The sequence below is a fragment of the Agrobacterium sp. CFBP 3001 genome, from assembly GCF_027871605.1.
Classification (GTDB): domain Bacteria; phylum Pseudomonadota; class Alphaproteobacteria; order Rhizobiales; family Rhizobiaceae; genus Agrobacterium; species Agrobacterium leguminum.
Genome location: NZ_JAQAHD010000007.1, coordinates 35199 through 49278, shown reverse-complemented (window position 1 = coordinate 49278; position 14080 = coordinate 35199). Strand labels below are relative to the sequence as shown.

12 protein-coding genes are annotated in these 14080 nt (G+C 59.8%); 9 read left to right on the top strand and 3 right to left on the bottom strand.

Annotated features, from left to right (window positions below; all coding sequences use genetic code 11):
* Positions 1-4: 4 nt before the first annotated feature.
* From PH605_RS11325 to hisN, 8 genes are read left to right on the top strand one after another with little or no spacing between them, the layout of a single operon-like run.
* On the top strand, positions 5-985 hold the full coding sequence (locus PH605_RS11325) for an ABC transporter permease (protein WP_142845063.1): 981 nt from the start codon (positions 5-7) through the stop codon (positions 983-985).
* 1 nt (position 986) lies between these two features.
* Positions 987-1904: an ABC transporter permease gene (locus PH605_RS11320; protein ID WP_010900253.1), complete on the top strand. Its 918-nt coding sequence runs from the start codon at positions 987-989 to the stop codon at positions 1902-1904.
* Complete coding sequence (locus tag PH605_RS11315) at positions 1905-3716, top strand: dipeptide ABC transporter ATP-binding protein (protein WP_010900254.1); 1812 nt, start codon at positions 1905-1907, stop codon at positions 3714-3716.
* Entirely contained in the window at positions 3706-4464 is a 759-nt protein-coding gene (locus tag PH605_RS11310; protein WP_010900255.1) for a DeoR/GlpR family DNA-binding transcription regulator, read from the top strand. The genes PH605_RS11315 and PH605_RS11310 overlap by 11 nt, the downstream gene beginning before the upstream one ends.
* On the top strand, positions 4457-5722 hold the full coding sequence (locus PH605_RS11305; protein WP_010900256.1) for a Zn-dependent hydrolase: 1266 nt from the start codon (positions 4457-4459) through the stop codon (positions 5720-5722). Before PH605_RS11310 ends, PH605_RS11305 begins: the two co-directional genes overlap by 8 nt.
* Complete coding sequence (locus PH605_RS11300; protein WP_010900257.1) at positions 5712-6641, top strand: phosphotransferase; 930 nt, start codon at positions 5712-5714, stop codon at positions 6639-6641. The genes PH605_RS11305 and PH605_RS11300 overlap by 11 nt, the downstream gene beginning before the upstream one ends.
* An 11-nt stretch (positions 6642-6652) precedes the next feature.
* Positions 6653-7591 (top strand): choline/ethanolamine kinase family protein, encoded by a 939-nt coding sequence (locus PH605_RS11295; protein ID WP_142845061.1) that lies wholly within the window; start codon positions 6653-6655, stop codon positions 7589-7591.
* A gap of 3 nt (positions 7592-7594) precedes the next feature.
* Positions 7595-8386 carry a histidinol-phosphatase gene (gene hisN, locus PH605_RS11290; protein WP_010900259.1) on the top strand — a complete coding sequence of 264 codons (792 nt, stop codon included), beginning with the start codon at positions 7595-7597 and terminating at the stop codon, positions 8384-8386.
* A gap of 53 nt (positions 8387-8439) precedes the next feature.
* Here hisN and PH605_RS11285 read toward each other — a convergent pair whose 3' ends face one another.
* Positions 8440-9198, bottom strand: a complete 759-nt coding sequence (locus tag PH605_RS11285) for a DeoR/GlpR family DNA-binding transcription regulator (RefSeq protein ID WP_010900260.1) — start codon at positions 9196-9198, stop codon at positions 8440-8442.
* 584 nt (positions 9199-9782) lie between these two features.
* On the opposite strand from PH605_RS11285, the gene PH605_RS25335 reads away from it, so the two are divergent.
* Positions 9783-12020 (top strand): methyl-accepting chemotaxis protein, encoded by a 2238-nt coding sequence (locus PH605_RS25335; RefSeq protein ID WP_416172086.1) that lies wholly within the window; start codon positions 9783-9785, stop codon positions 12018-12020.
* Positions 12021-12200: 180 nt separating this feature from the next.
* On the opposite strand, the gene PH605_RS11275 is transcribed toward PH605_RS25335, so the two are convergent.
* Both PH605_RS11275 and PH605_RS11270 read right to left on the bottom strand, forming a co-directional pair.
* The gene (locus tag PH605_RS11275) at positions 12201-13289 is read right to left on the bottom strand and encodes an ROK family transcriptional regulator (RefSeq protein WP_142845073.1); all 1089 of its coding nucleotides are present in this window, start codon (positions 13287-13289) and stop codon (positions 12201-12203) included.
* An 81-nt stretch (positions 13290-13370) separates the two neighbouring features.
* A complete protein-coding gene (locus tag PH605_RS11270; RefSeq protein ID WP_142845060.1) occupies positions 13371-14012 on the bottom strand; it encodes an SGNH/GDSL hydrolase family protein in 642 nt (213 codons plus the stop codon).
* Positions 14013-14080: the final 68 nt, after the last annotated feature.

Genomic DNA, 14080 nt, shown 5'->3' with positions numbered 1-14080 from the left:
GTACATGTTCCTTCTATCATTCCTGATGAGACGGCTTCTGCAGGGGGGCCTGATCATCCTTCTCGTCATATTCATCATCTTCACGTTGTTGCGTGTGGTGCCGGGTGACCCCGCGCGTCTTATCGTGGGCGGCATGGCCCCCGATGCGGTGGTGGCGATGAAGGCAAAGGAACTTGGTCTCGACCGGGCCATCCCGCTGCAATTCGTATCCTATCTTGGTCATTTGGCGACTGGTGATCTCGGCACGTCGTTCGTCAGGCCGAAGAGCGGGGCAAGCCTCGCCGGCTCGGCCTATAACGACCCGACGCGGGAAGAGCGGGCGAAGGTCCTCGACCTTATTCTCGGCACATTGCCGATGACCCTGCAGCTCGCTGCCGTCGCCTTGGTCATCGCGTTGCTCGTTGCCGTTCCCCTCGGCCTCGCCGGCGGGCTCTATCAGGGTCGCTGGCCCGACAAACTCGCCCTCGCATTGGGGTCGATCTTCGTCTCGACGCCAAACTTCTGGCTTGGCATCGTTCTCACACTCTTTCTGTCGGTGAAGCTCAGGGTTCTTCCCGCGATCGGCTATAACGGCTTCGAATACACCATTCTGCCCGCGATCGTGCTCGCGGTGGAGATTGCGCCGTTCATCCTGCGTACGCTGACCGTTTCTGTCGCTCAGGTGTTGCGCGAAGACTTCATTCAGCTTGCTGCGGTCAGAGGGCTGAGCCGCGGGCGCACGATCTTCTCGCATGTGCTGGGCAATTCCGCGGTCCCGTTGATCAACCTGCTCGGCGTGCAGCTTGGCATGCTGCTCGGCGGCGTTCTGGTGGTCGAGTTCATCTTTGACTATCCGGGCCTCGGGCTCTTGACGATCAATGCCGTTCAACAGCGCGACTTTCCGCTCATCCAGGGCGTCGCGATCTTCATTTCCGTGATGTTCGTGGTGATCAACATCCTGGTCGATCTTATCGCGATGACCATCGATCCGAGACTGGAATACTGAGATGACCGATATCGTAGAACTGAGCGCCACCGAGCGCACCGTCGTCAAGCGCGGCACCACACCGACCCGACGCATGTTGCAGATTGCTGTGGGGCGCCTCGACTTTCGCATTGGCCTCATCGGCTTTGGATTGCTGCTTGGACTTGCGATTCTCCTGCCATTCATCAGTTCGGTTGATCCGCTCAAGATGGCTTACAGCCACAAGTTCATTCCGCCCTTCCCTTCCGAGGGCTGGCAATGGCCTTATGTGCTCGGCACTGATCAGCTCGGCCGTGACGTCCTCATGCGCTGTCTCGTCGGACTGTGTTATTCGCTGTTCATCGGTGTGACGACCGTGATCCTGATGTTCATCGTCGGCTGCAGTCTCGGACTTTTGGCCGGTTTTCGTGGTGGTTGGCTCGATACGGTCATCATGCGGCTGACGGACGCGCAGCTCTCGATCCCGATGATCATTCTTGCCATCACCATTCTCGGCGTGTCCCGCCCGACCGTGCCTGCGATCATCCTCGTGCTCGGCCTCTCCGGCTGGCCGCTCTATGCCCGCGTCGCGAGATCCGTGGCGCTCGGCGAACGCAATCGCGGCTATGTTCTCGGTGAGCGGGTTCTCGGTGCCTCGGACCTTCGCATCATGCTGTTGTTTGTGGCGCCTGTCGTTCTGCCTCCGATCGCCTTTGTCGCTGTGCTCGATATCGCCCGCATGATGATCTTCGAGTCGATCCTGGGCTTTCTCGGTCTCGGGGTTCAGCCGCCGACACCGACATTCGGCAATGTGATCGCGGATTCGCGAAAGTATCTGCTGAACGCATGGTGGATCGCGACGATGCCCGGCCTGTTCATGCTGATATCACTGACCTGCCTCAATCTGATGGGTTCAGCACTGGAGCGCGCGCGCAATGCCGTTCTGAGAGGGGATGCGTAAATGAGTGATCCAATTCTCGCGGTCTCCAATCTCTCAGTCGATCTCCTGCGCGATGGCAGCAAACGGCGCATCGTCGACAATGTGGACTTTGCGCTCCAGCCAGGCGAAGTTCTCGGCCTCGTCGGCGAGGCCGGATCGGGTAAGTCGGTGCTGGCGCGCGCCATGGTGAACGCCATTCAAGCACCACTGGACATCTCTTCGGGTCAGGTGATTTTCGAAGGAAAGGACGTCCTCTCCCTCGATGCGCGGGGTCTGAGGTCGATAAGAGGAAACCGCATTGGCTTCATCGGTGCGAACCCCATGGGTTCGCTCGATCCGCGGCTGCCGATCGGCCACCAGATTGTCGAGAAGCTTCGATCTGTCCGGCCTGATATCGGCAAGGCGGAAGCCAAGGAGAAGGTTCTCGATCTTCTTGGCCGGGTGCATATTCCCTCACCGCGCTCTCGCTTCCATGAGGCACCCTTCCAATTCTCCGGCGGCATGATGCAGCGCGTGATGATTGTCGATGCGCTCGTTTCCGAGCCATCGCTTGTTATCGCCGACAATATTACGCAGCCGCTCGATGTCACGGTCGCCGCCCAGATTATCCGGCTTATCGACAATCTCAGGGAAAGCCTCGATACGGCATTCCTGTTTATCTCGTCGTCGTTGCCCGTGGTTTCCAAGATTGCCGAGCGAACGCTCGTCATGCAAGGCGGCCGCATCGTCGAGCAGGGCGAGACCGCCGATATCGCCGCCAACCCGCAGCAGGCCTATACGCGCGCCCTTCTTTCCCGAATTCCATCGATATGGAAGAACGTATCGGCGCCGGAGGCAAAAGACGGCGAGGCTGTTCTGACCGTCGAAAATGCAACCCGAACCTATAGCGTGCGCCGGCGCGATGCGTTCAACGCCTTCAACGAAGTCAAGGCGGTGCGGGACGTGTCCTTTACCGTCAAGGCGGGTGAGAATTTTGGCATCGTCGGGGAAAGTGGCTGCGGCAAATCCACGCTTACGCGCCTGCTTGCTTGGCTCGAACAGCCAAACGCCGGACGCATTGCGTTCCTCGGGAAAAACCTCTCCAATCTCTCCGCTCGTTCGTTGACGGAGATGCGCAAATCGTTCCAGCTGCTTTTGCAGGACCCTTATGGATCGCTGCCGGCGGGCATGTCGATCATACGGATGATCGAGGAGCCGCTTCTGATCCACGGGGTCGCCCGGCGTGATGCCGAGCAACGCGCACAGGAGGCCATGCGGGAGGTCGGCCTTCATGCGGACCTCGCCGAACGATTGCCGGTGGGGCTTAGCGCCGGGCAGCGCCAGCGCATCAACATTGCCCGGGCCCTGGTGCTGAAGCCGCGCCTCTTGATCCTTGACGAGACCTTGTCGGCACTTGACCAGGTTGAACAGGCCGAGCTCCTCGATCTCTTCAAAAGGCTCCAGGCGGCGCACGGATTTTCGTATATTTTCATATCGCACGATCTGGCGCTGGTCCGTCGCATCTGTCACCGCGTGGCGGTCATGTATCTTGGGCGCATCGTCGAGCTCGCGGACAACAAGACGCTTTTCGAACATCCCCACCACCCGTATACGCGAGCGCTGCTGAGCGCCATGCCGACGCTGGAGGAAAACCGTTTCCCGGGCGCCCAATATCTGCTCGATGGCGAGCCTCCGAGCCCCATTCATCTTCCGGTCGGCTGCTCTTTCCGTTCGCGCTGCCCGCGCGCGCAGAGCGACTGCGAAAAGACCGATCCGATGCTCGAGGGTTCTGACGGCGGGAATTACGCAGCCTGCCTGCATCGCCATGAGGACGAGGCGGTCCATGTCCAGTGAGATCCGCAAGGAGATCATCCTGGAGCGTCTCGGCCGTGACCAGCGCGTCAGCGTTGTCGAGCTTTCAGCAGAGTTCGGTGTTTCGGGCGAAACGATCCGCCGCGATCTGAAGAACCTCGAAGCAGAAGGTGCGGTGCGCCGCGTGCATGGCGGTGCAATTCCAGCTGGCCGCACCGCCGACACGCCGATTACCGAGCGCATCAAGCTCAACTCGATCGAAAAGGATGCGGTCGCCGGCGTGGCGCGCAACCTGATCAATGACGACTGCGTGATCTTCCTCGATACAGGGACCACGACGCTTGCGCTTGCCCGCCGGCTGATCGGCTTCAAGAAGCTGCGGCTCTACACCAATTCGCTAATGATTGCGCAAGCGGCCTGCCAGCATTTCGGCGTCAGCGTGCACGTGACACCTGGCAATCTGCGCCCGGTCGAACAGGACCTGGTCGGCTATGACACGCTGTCCTACATCCAGCAGTTCCACTTCGACATGGTCTTTATGGGTGCTGCGGCAGTCAATGTCGAATACGGCTTCATGGACTATGAAGAGGACGAGGCACGAATTCGCCAGATCCTGATCAGACGATCGTCGCGAAGCGTCATGCTGGCCGATCATTCCAAGTTTGGAAGGGTCGGCAATGTGATCACCGCTCCCTTCGGACAAATCGGCACGCTCGTGACCGACCGGCGTCCGCCGGAAGATATCCTGGGCGCCGTTCGCGCTGAAGAGTTGGAGATCATCCATGCTTGAAACAGGGACGATGCCACGAGCCGATTTCGATGCGATCTTCGACCGGATTTCTGCCATCGGCGCTGAGGCTGGAGAGGGCGTGACGCGTCTGACGGCAAGCGCCGAGGACGGCATGGCGCGAGGCGTGTTCGCCATCTGGATGGAGCACGCGGCCGTAGAGGTCGCCCATGATGCGATCGGCAACCAGTTTGCCTGCTTCGATTGGGCCGGTCCGGATGCCCCCTGGATTTTTGCGGGCTCGCATCTCGACACCCAGCCGCGAGGTGGTCGTTTTGACGGCACCCTTGGTGTGCTGGCCGCCGGACAGGCTGCACTCGATATTCACGCCGAGGTTCAACGTGGCCGTTGCAAGCCGCGCTATAACCTTGCGGTGGTCAATTGGACAAACGAGGAAGGCGCTCGCTACCAGCCGAGCCTCACCGGAAGCGCGGTCTTCTCAGGCACACTGGGGCTCGAGGATGCACTTGAGCTGCTTGACGGTGACAGCGTATCGCTGAAGAGTGCGCTTGCGGCGATAGGCATCAACGGCGAGACCAGAGCCGTTCCCCCTTCCCCCAAAGCCTATGTCGAGTTGCATGTCGAGCAAGGTCGGAAACTTCTCGAAGCCGGCCGACAAATCGGTATCGTCGAGGGAACCTGGGCGGCGCGCAAGACGACCGTCCGCTGGATCGGCCGCGCAGCGCATACGGGTCCGACGCCGATGGCCGATCGCCGAGATGCGCTTCTCGCCGCAGCAAGAGGAATTGCCGCCTTCGAAGCAGTCGTTGCGGCAAGCCATCCCCTCCTCCACCGCTCCGCTGCGCGCCTCGTGGTCGAGCCCAACTCACCGAACGTTGTCGTCGACCGGGCGACTGTGTGGTTCGAGCTCAGGGGGCCTGACGTGGCCGAACTCGACGTGGCAGGTGAGCTCGCCCTTGCCGCACTCGAAAAAGCGGCAGCCGATACGGGCACGCAGCTGGAAATCGTCGCTGATACTTTGCGCGATCCCGCCAGCATGGACGGGCGGTTGATGGCACTCGTCGATCGCACGGCACGTTCTTGCGGTTTCGAGCCATTGACCATGCGTTCGGTCGCAGGGCACGATGCTGTCACCTTGCAAAACAGCGGTATCCCGTCGGCCCTGATCTTCATTCCGAGCGTCGATGGCATTGCCCATCATCCCGACGAACTGACCGAGCCACAGGACGTGCAGGCGGGTCTGACGGTGCTGACCGCCACGCTTCGCAACCTCATTGAGGGAGAGTTTCATGCAGGATGATGCTGCAGTTCAGGCTGTGCTCGACGCGGTCGGCCTTTCCGGCGCCACCCTTTCAGCTCCGATAGGCGGAGTGGTGTCGCCCATTCACCGCGGCGTCGAAAACCACTGCTTTTTCGCAAGCAAGGCAGATCAGCCACGGGTTTTTGTCAAACGTCTCCACGATGACATGTCCCAGTTTATTGCGCTGGATCACGTGGCGGAGGCCAGCCGCAAGGCAGGCGAACTGGGCATCGCCCCGCGGCTCGTCTATGCCGATCCCGAGGGCGGCGTTCTGGTGTTCGAGGCGCTTGGCGAGGAATGGGCGTGGGGGCATGTCGATGTCCTTCGCCGCCCGCGGGTTCTCGAAAATCTTCTGGCGGCAAAACGCAGTTTCCATCAGGCTGAGCCGCTTGGCGAAGGGCGCAGCGTTTTCGCTCTCGTTGCCACCTATCGGCAACTCGCCGAAGGAGCGGATGTGATCTTGCCGGCGCCGGTATTCACCGTCTCGGCTGCCGTCCAGCGCATTGCCGGCGCCATTGGCGCCGCGGGTATCGATACGGTCCCGTGCCACGCGGACGGCATCTCGTCGAACGTGATGGTCGGGCCGGACGACGGAGTTCGGCTGGTCGATTTCGAGTGGGCGCGCCAGGCGGACCCCGCCTACGATCTCGGAACCGTGCTGGCCGAACTCCTCCCTTTCGATGGCGAGGCGTTGCTGGCGATCGAGATTGCAACCGGAAAGCCGGATGCGGGCGTGCTCGCGCGTGCCCGTCTCTATGGTGCGGCCGACGATCTCATGTGGGCGCTTTGGGGCTTCATCAATGCCGCGCGCTCCCCGCGCAAGCACGTTGAATTCTTCAAATATGCCGAATGGCGGCTCCTGAGAGCTCGCACGGTCATCGAAGGACCACGCTTCGAGACATGGCTGAAACAGGTCTGACGGAGAAAGCGATGAGACTGAGATTGGGTGAAGGCGCATCGCAGGCCGAACAGGCGATCGAGCAGGCCATCATAGCCGTGGCGGACTGGCGAGACCTCGACGTCTCTTATGAACCGGTGCCAGGCGGCATCAGCAATCCCAACTGGCGGGTTTACGTCGCCGGTGCGCCGCACAGCTTCTTCGTGAAGATACCTGGCGCTGGAACCGAAATGTTCATCGACCGGAAAACCGCGAACGAAGCCGGCCGCAAGGCGCACGAGGCGGGCGTCGGCGCGCGGATCATCGACTTCTTCCCCGAAACGGGAGTCGAGGTGAGTGAATTTGTCGAAGGGCTCAGAACATCGACCAATGCCGATTTTTTGGATCCGGTCGTCCGCTTCAACGGTCTTCGCGCGCTGAAAGCTTTCAACGACACCGCACCGCTGTCGCAGAGAAAGACCACCTTCGACATGATCGACGAGCATTTCCAGCAGGTCCTGGAGCTCGGCGGCGATTTCCCGAGCGACTTCGGCTGGATGAATGCGCGCTATCGCGAGGCGCGAGGCGCGCTTGAGGCGTCGGGTCTCGATCTGGCGCCCTGCATGAACGACACACTGGCCGGCAATTTCCTCCTCCATTCCGATCGCCGGGTCATGCTCGTCGACTTCGAATATGCCTCCACCAATGATCGGGCGGCGGAACTCGCGCTTTGGTTTTGCGAGATGTGCTTCTCGCCGGAGACCGAGAAGGAACTGATCGAGGAATATTATGGCCGGGCCGATCCGGGGATTCTGGCGCGGATCGCTTTGTTCAAGGCCCTCGTCGACCTCAAATGGTCGACCTGGGCGATGGTGCAGAATGAAGTTTCACGGCTTGACTTCGACTTTTTCAAATATGGCTTCTGGAAACATATGCGTGCGCGGTTCGCAATGAGCAATCCGCTGTGGCCGCAGTGGCTGAAGGCGGTCTGACACATGCAAAGCACTGAAGACGTGATCTCCCCCGATTTTCTTCGCCGCCTGGCGGCAGTTGCCGCCCGCGAGACATTGCCCCGGTTTCGGTTGCCGGGAACCGTCGTCAACAAGATTGCCGGCGGATTCGATCCGGTCACCGAGGCCGACCGCGAAACGGAGAAAGCGCTTCGAGCGCTTATCCGCTCCGAATATCCCGGCCACGGCGTCCTCGGCGAAGAGTACGGCAATGAAGGCGCGGATGCGGAGCTGGTTTGGGTCATCGATCCGATCGACGGAACAAGGTCGTTCATCTCAGGTATCCCGCTCTGGGGCACGCTTGTCGGGCTGACCAGGGATGGTGATGCGGTGGCCGGCATGATGGCGCAGCCCTTTATCGGCGAATTGTTTTATTCGACCGGGAACGGCGCGTTTTACGAGGGACCGCACGGTCAAACGCAGCTCGCGACCAGCGCCACGAAGGATCTCGCCGACGCGACGCTCTTCACAACGACGCCGGCGATCTTCGAAGCCGATCGCAGATCAAGCTACGACCTGCTCGAAAAACAGGTCCGCCTCGCCCGCTACGGGACCGATTGCTATGCCTATTGCATGCTTGCGGCAGGCCAGATCGACTGCGTCGTCGAAGCGGGCCTTTATCCCTATGACATCGTCGCGCTCATCCCGATCATCGAACAGGCCGGCGGCGTCGTGACCGACTGGGATGGGGGACCAGCCGAACGGGGCGGCGGCATCGTCGCCGCGGCAAACGCCACCCTGCATGCACAGATCATGGCCTGCCTGCACGGGTATTGACGCTGGTTTTCCTCAGACGGCGGATCCTGCCAGCCTGATGCTTTGCGCGATGGTCAACCGTGGATGATTTCGAGGTCGCCCCTTTTGGCCGCCGCCAGTATATTCGCCGGCGGGCGCTGATCGGTGACCAATGTGCTGACGCTGGAAAATGCGGCCGTGATGACATTGCCCGTCTTGCCGCACTTGGAGTGATCGGCCAGCATGATGCTTCTGGCCGTCTGCTTCAGCAGAGCCTGGCGGATTCGCGCTTCATCTTCCTCATAGTCCATGAAGCCATATTCCGCCGCGATCGCCGCAGCACCCATGAAGACCATGTCGAAGTGGAATTGCTGGATGTAGGACAGCGTATCGTAGCCGACGAGATCCTGTTCGATCGGGCGGAGATTTCCCGGTGTCATCTGGACCCGGACGCCGAAATGCTGGCAGGCGGCTTGCGCGATCATTAGCGAATTGGTGTAGAGCCGCAGCTTCTTGAAGCCAGTCAGGTGGCGCGCAAGGGACAGGGTGGTGGTGCCTGTGTCGAGGAAGATGGCGCAGTCGTCGGTTATGAGGTTGCGCGCCATCTGCGCGACCGCGTCCTTTTCGAGCGCATTGAACCTGATGCGGTCGGTAATCGGCACATCCGCGGTTCGGCCGGCCGGTATAGCGCCTCCGTGAACGCGCCGGACGGCTCCCTCGGCCTCAAGATCCTTCAGGTCGCGCCGAATGGTTTCACCCGAAACACCGAACTCTGTCGAAAGCTCCAGAACGCTGACGCGTTGATCACGATCGAGTCGTTCGAGAATGACTTCTTTGCGAACTTCACTCGACATTGACAGCTTCGTCCTCGGGTCGGTGCGGGCCGGCAGCAACGCTGATGCTGACAATCCCTTAAAGCGGCGGATCTATCTCGCAAGCCTTCGGAGTAAGGTTGCGAGATGCTTATAAGGATGACGGTGAACCGGGAAGCCGACGACGTTGTCCTTGGATTTGTGTATTTATGTGGTGTTTGCGGATCTTTCAAACAAAATACGCGAACTTCCACCGTGCAATGCCCACCCCGCCCGCGCCAGAATCGCTGCGGATGTGATCCGCAGCGACCTTGCCTTCATGCGAAAATGACACCTTCGGTACAAATCCGGGTGCGGGTGAATTTCACTCTGTCACTGCTCTCATGTGGGAATGTTGGAATATTAGAGCGAAATCATCGCAAAAGATCGCATAAAGCCACAAATGCAACAGCGCAAAACCTCAAAAGTCGTGGGGGTATTCATGAGTAACATATTGAAAGTAGAAAGAAAGTTTTGACGCGTAACGGATTTTTCAGGACTCTCATCGATGATGATTTGCAACTGTTTGAACTCGAAATGGATTCAAAATGCAGATTTTCCACAATGCTTTGCAATTCTCCCACCGCATGCGGTCCATAAAGGCCAAGTTTGCCGTGGTGATCATAGGGACAGCGATCGTCTCTTGCGCATCTGTTGGAGCATTGAGCTACCAGATCGGCAAGGACGGTTTGATCGAGGCGAGCAAGATCCGCCTGGAGGCCATCGCAGCCAATCAGTCGAAGGCGCTGAGAGCCTATGATGAAAGGGTTCAGCAGACGCTAACCGAAATAGCGCAGAGCCAGTCGCTCGGAGAAATGACGGAGCAGGCCGGAAAGGCGATCGCAATGTCTGACGCCAAGATACGGGAAGCGTTCCAGGATACGTCGAAAACTCCGGAGCAAAGAGCGGCCTTCGACGGATCGACCGTCAAGATGCTCTATGCCGTCAAGCATAGCTCGGTGCATGGACCACTCTTCAGCGCCTGGAAGAATGCCGATCTCAGCGATATCTTCGTCATCGATAACAATGGCCAGCTGGTCTACACGGTCACCAAAGGCCCCGAGTTCATGACGAGCGTCCAGGATCCGAAGAACGCATCCCTGAAGTCGCTGTTTGATGCATCCACCGCCGGACCCGCCGATCAGATTTACCGGACGGGGTTCATACCCTTCAAGAGCGAGGAAAGCGATATTTCGGCCTTTCTTGCCAAACCCCTTGCCAACGTCGTCTGGGGCTCCGTCGTCAAGCGTGGCACCGTCGTGATCCGTATCGCGCCGGCAAATCTGCTGGCGCTTATTTCGCCCGAGGGGTTGGGACGGAGCGTCGACGAAGCCTTCCTGATCGCCGCTGACGGAACCTTGCGAGCCGGCACCCTCGCAGGGGAAAATGGGGTGGCGCCGGAATTGCTGAGCGCCGCGAAAGAGCAGATGAGTGGCTCCGTCTTCGCTGGTGGCTCCCAAGGCTCCTATTTCTATTCCTACGTGCCCGTAAATCTGTTCGGGCAGTCGCACCTTCTGGTTATCGGTCAGGAAAAGTCCAAAGTTCTCGCCTCGGCTGATGAACTTGCGAAATGGGCAGGTCTGACGACCTTGGCCGTGCTGTTCGGCATGGGGATCGTGGGTTACGTCTTTTCATCCCGCCTCACCAAACCCTTGAAGGACATCACTGGACTGATGAACCGCCTGAACAATGGCGACCAGACGATCGAGATTCGATCCGTGTCCCGCTCCGACGAGATCGGCATTATGGCGCGCGCGCTCGAATCATTCCGTCAAAGCGCAGCCGACAAGGTGCGAATGGAGGAGGAGGCGATCCAGCGCAATGGGCAGCTGGAACATGAGCGGCAGCTGCGCGAAACCGACAGGGCAAGAAGTGCCGCGGAGCTGGAAGTGGCGGTGTCCGAGCTGGCGACCGGACTGAAGAACCTGGCGGAGGGACGGCTCGATCATCGCATCGAGCATCCTTTCGCGCCCTCCCTCGACCAGCTTCGCCAGGATTTCAACGGCTCGATGACGCGGCTTCAGGCGACCATGCGCCAGATCCGCGACAATGTCGAAATGATCCAGGGCAACGGCAACCAGATGGCCGAGGCGGCCGAGGATCTCTCCAAGCGCACCGAACAGCAGGCTGCTTCGCTCGAAGAAACGGCAGCCGCCGTCGACGAGATCACCGTCACGGTCCGCTCGTCGGCGGAACGTGCCAAGGATGCCGACCAGATCGTTCGCCAGGCAAAGCGCAGCGCCGACGACTCGGCGATCGTCGTCGACAATGCGATCGACGCTATGGGCCGTATCGAAGAAGCTTCCCGCCAGATCGAGCAGATCACCGGTGTGATCGACGAGATCGCTTTCCAGACCAATCTGCTGGCGCTCAACGCCGGCGTCGAAGCGGCGCGCGCCGGCGATGCGGGCAAGGGCTTTGCCGTCGTTGCCCAAGAGGTGCGCGAACTGGCACAACGCTCTGCCAAGGCGGCCAAGGAGATCAAGGTCCTCATCAACAAGTCGACTGCCGAGGTCAATACCGGCTCGCATCTGGTCCAGGAAACCGGCGCCGTCCTTGCCAAGATCAGCACCCAGATCGTCACGATCAGTCACCACGTCGAGACGATCGCCCGCGGCAGCCACGATCAGTCGTGCGCGCTGCAGGGGGTCAACTCGACCGTCAATCAGATGGACCAGATGACACAGCACAATGCGGCTATGGTCGAGGAAACGACGGCTGCGAGCCGCGAACTCGCCTCCCAGGCTGACAGCCTGCTGGCGCTGGTCCAGCAGTTCAGGATCGAAGGAAACGCACGAGAATTAAGCGTTTACAGGGCAGCTTGATCTGCAGCAGGTCAATCGGATTTGGCGCCCTCACCTCGTCGCATTCACTGCCCATGCCGGCAACGAATGTTGTCGGCAGGATGAGAACCAGTCAGCGACCGACGCATCACGCCGCTACGCGTGAAGTTAAAGGTCGATTCAGCAGAGGGAGGTGTCGATCGCGAGCCGCGCTCAGGCCGGCTAAACACCACTCTCCACCATAAATCTGGACATGAACGGCAGACTTGCGGCACCGACCGCCTTAGGCGCGCTCAAGATGCTCGTCGGCGTGATCGTGACCTCTGGAGCCAGCTTCTGTAGCGAGAGACAAACATTCCGAGAGATGTTGGCCGGCACAAAGGAAGATACGATCACGGCCTCCAGCTCGACAAATTGCGTAAGCGACTTGATGATGCGGTGCATCTCTTCTGCAAGCCTGCCTTCCCAGTCGAGAACCAGACCGTTCTCAGGCCATGGGGCCAGCGGCTGCCAAAGATGATCGGTAGGCGCGCCCGCAGCGGTCAACATGGTTTCCAGTGACGCCACTCCCACATCGAAACTGACCACCGAATTGCCGTGATGAATCTGGTGGTTCAACACCAGGCGGCTGTGGAGGTTTGCGCCGATGTAAAAATAGAGATAGTCGGAAAACGGCTTGGCGACGCCGAACATGCTCTCGCCGCTCGCCGCAGCCGTGATGTCGTTCTGCACGAACACCAAGTATCCGGTAAGCTCCTCGACTTCCTTTTGGAGGGAGTCGAAATAGGCCTTTTCCTCGCGGCCCTCCGAAGCGCTCGACGGCAGCGCCAGGCCAATGCCGGCCAGGCGTTTTTGAGCATTCTTCGGAACGATGTTCACCGCCTGTCGAATGGTGTCGATGAACATCGTCTGATTGCTGTCGCGCTCGGGCTGCGGGTTGGGTAGCTGCATATGGTAGCGAATGGCGCCCACGAAATCGATCAGAACGACGTCTGTCCGCTTCAGGCCGACGCTGATGCCGATCGAGAAGGCGCCTTCCGGATTGAGGGCGACAGGGACGGTCGGAGGGCCAACACGCCCCTTCTGTGCTTCGCCCTTGGAGACCAGCCCCTCCTGTTCCAGGGACCTCACGAGTACCGAAATCGTCTGGGCTGAGAGACCCGTCCGTTCGCCGATCTCCAGTCTGGTGATCTCGCTGTTTTGAAGCAGCAGCGACAGGAGCAGGCGCTCATTGTAGCTGCGCACGCTGACCGCATTCAGGCCGGTTGCCCGATCGGCAATACGCAAGGGATTGGGTGGTGCAAAACGCATATCAGGCATCAATGCAATCCTCGCCGAGTAAGGCATAAAGATGAACTGGCATCCATTTGTCGTGTCGCTGCGGCAATATCATCATCTCCAACCGATCGCCTCCACTTCCCTGGCAAGCGCTGTTCCCAAGGCTTCATGCGCTTCCCGGTTGATGTGAAAACCATCGCAAGGATCACACGATGCGACGGTCGCGGCGTCAAAGAAGTGTACTTCAAGCGAATCAGCAATAATTTCAAACTCAAGCGCGAGACGCCGGGATTTCTCCTGGGCGCCGGAAAATATGGGTTCCCATTCCTTGATATCGTCCAGCATCGGCGGCGGAGCAACCACCATGATTTCGGGGGGCTTGCCGCCCGGTCCGGGCGCCAGCTCCCTGATATCGTAGACGAGGCAGCCGATCCCCATCGCCACTTCCGATGGCGGTTGACCGAAGCGCGCTTTCAGGTCGTTCGTCCCGAGCATGATAATCACGAGATCGAGGATCGCGTGGCTCATGAGGCACGGACGCAGGTAGGTCCGGCCGTTTTTCATCGTGCCCTCGATCGGATCGTCGCGAACCGTCGTGCGGCCACTCAGGCCCTCCTCGATCACATACCACTGGCTTCCAAGCTCCCGTCTCAAAACGCCAGGCCAGCGCTCGTTCGGCCCGTATCGGTCGAGCGGTGAGCCCCCCGGAATCTGGCCGTGCGTATTCGAGTCGCCGTAGCATAAGACTGACCGCATTTCCTCCCCACCTTTATGGCAAATCATAAAGACGCATGAACATTCTCAGCTGACTATGGCCTTTGTCG

Excerpts from the sequence above, each read along its gene's own strand:
- PH605_RS11325 (WP_142845063.1), top strand. The coding sequence starts at position 5 with ATGTTCCTTCTATCATTCCTGATGAGACGGCTTCTGCAGGGGGGCCTG.
- PH605_RS11320 (WP_010900253.1), top strand. The coding sequence starts at position 987 with ATGACCGATATCGTAGAACTGAGCGCCACCGAGCGCACCGTCGTCAAG.
- PH605_RS11315 (WP_010900254.1), top strand. The coding sequence starts at position 1,905 with ATGAGTGATCCAATTCTCGCGGTCTCCAATCTCTCAGTCGATCTCCTG.
- PH605_RS11310 (WP_010900255.1), top strand. The coding sequence starts at position 3,706 with ATGTCCAGTGAGATCCGCAAGGAGATCATCCTGGAGCGTCTCGGCCGT.
- PH605_RS11305 (WP_010900256.1), top strand. The coding sequence starts at position 4,457 with ATGCTTGAAACAGGGACGATGCCACGAGCCGATTTCGATGCGATCTTC.
- PH605_RS11300 (WP_010900257.1), top strand. The coding sequence starts at position 5,712 with ATGCAGGATGATGCTGCAGTTCAGGCTGTGCTCGACGCGGTCGGCCTT.
- PH605_RS11295 (WP_142845061.1), top strand. The coding sequence starts at position 6,653 with ATGAGACTGAGATTGGGTGAAGGCGCATCGCAGGCCGAACAGGCGATC.
- hisN (WP_010900259.1), top strand. The coding sequence starts at position 7,595 with ATGCAAAGCACTGAAGACGTGATCTCCCCCGATTTTCTTCGCCGCCTG.
- PH605_RS11285 (WP_010900260.1), bottom strand. The coding sequence starts at position 9,198 with ATGTCGAGTGAAGTTCGCAAAGAAGTCATTCTCGAACGACTCGATCGT.
- PH605_RS25335 (WP_416172086.1), top strand. The coding sequence starts at position 9,783 with ATGCGGTCCATAAAGGCCAAGTTTGCCGTGGTGATCATAGGGACAGCG.
- PH605_RS11275 (WP_142845073.1), bottom strand. The coding sequence starts at position 13,289 with ATGCGTTTTGCACCACCCAATCCCTTGCGTATTGCCGATCGGGCAACC.
- PH605_RS11270 (WP_142845060.1), bottom strand. The coding sequence starts at position 14,012 with ATGCGGTCAGTCTTATGCTACGGCGACTCGAATACGCACGGCCAGATT.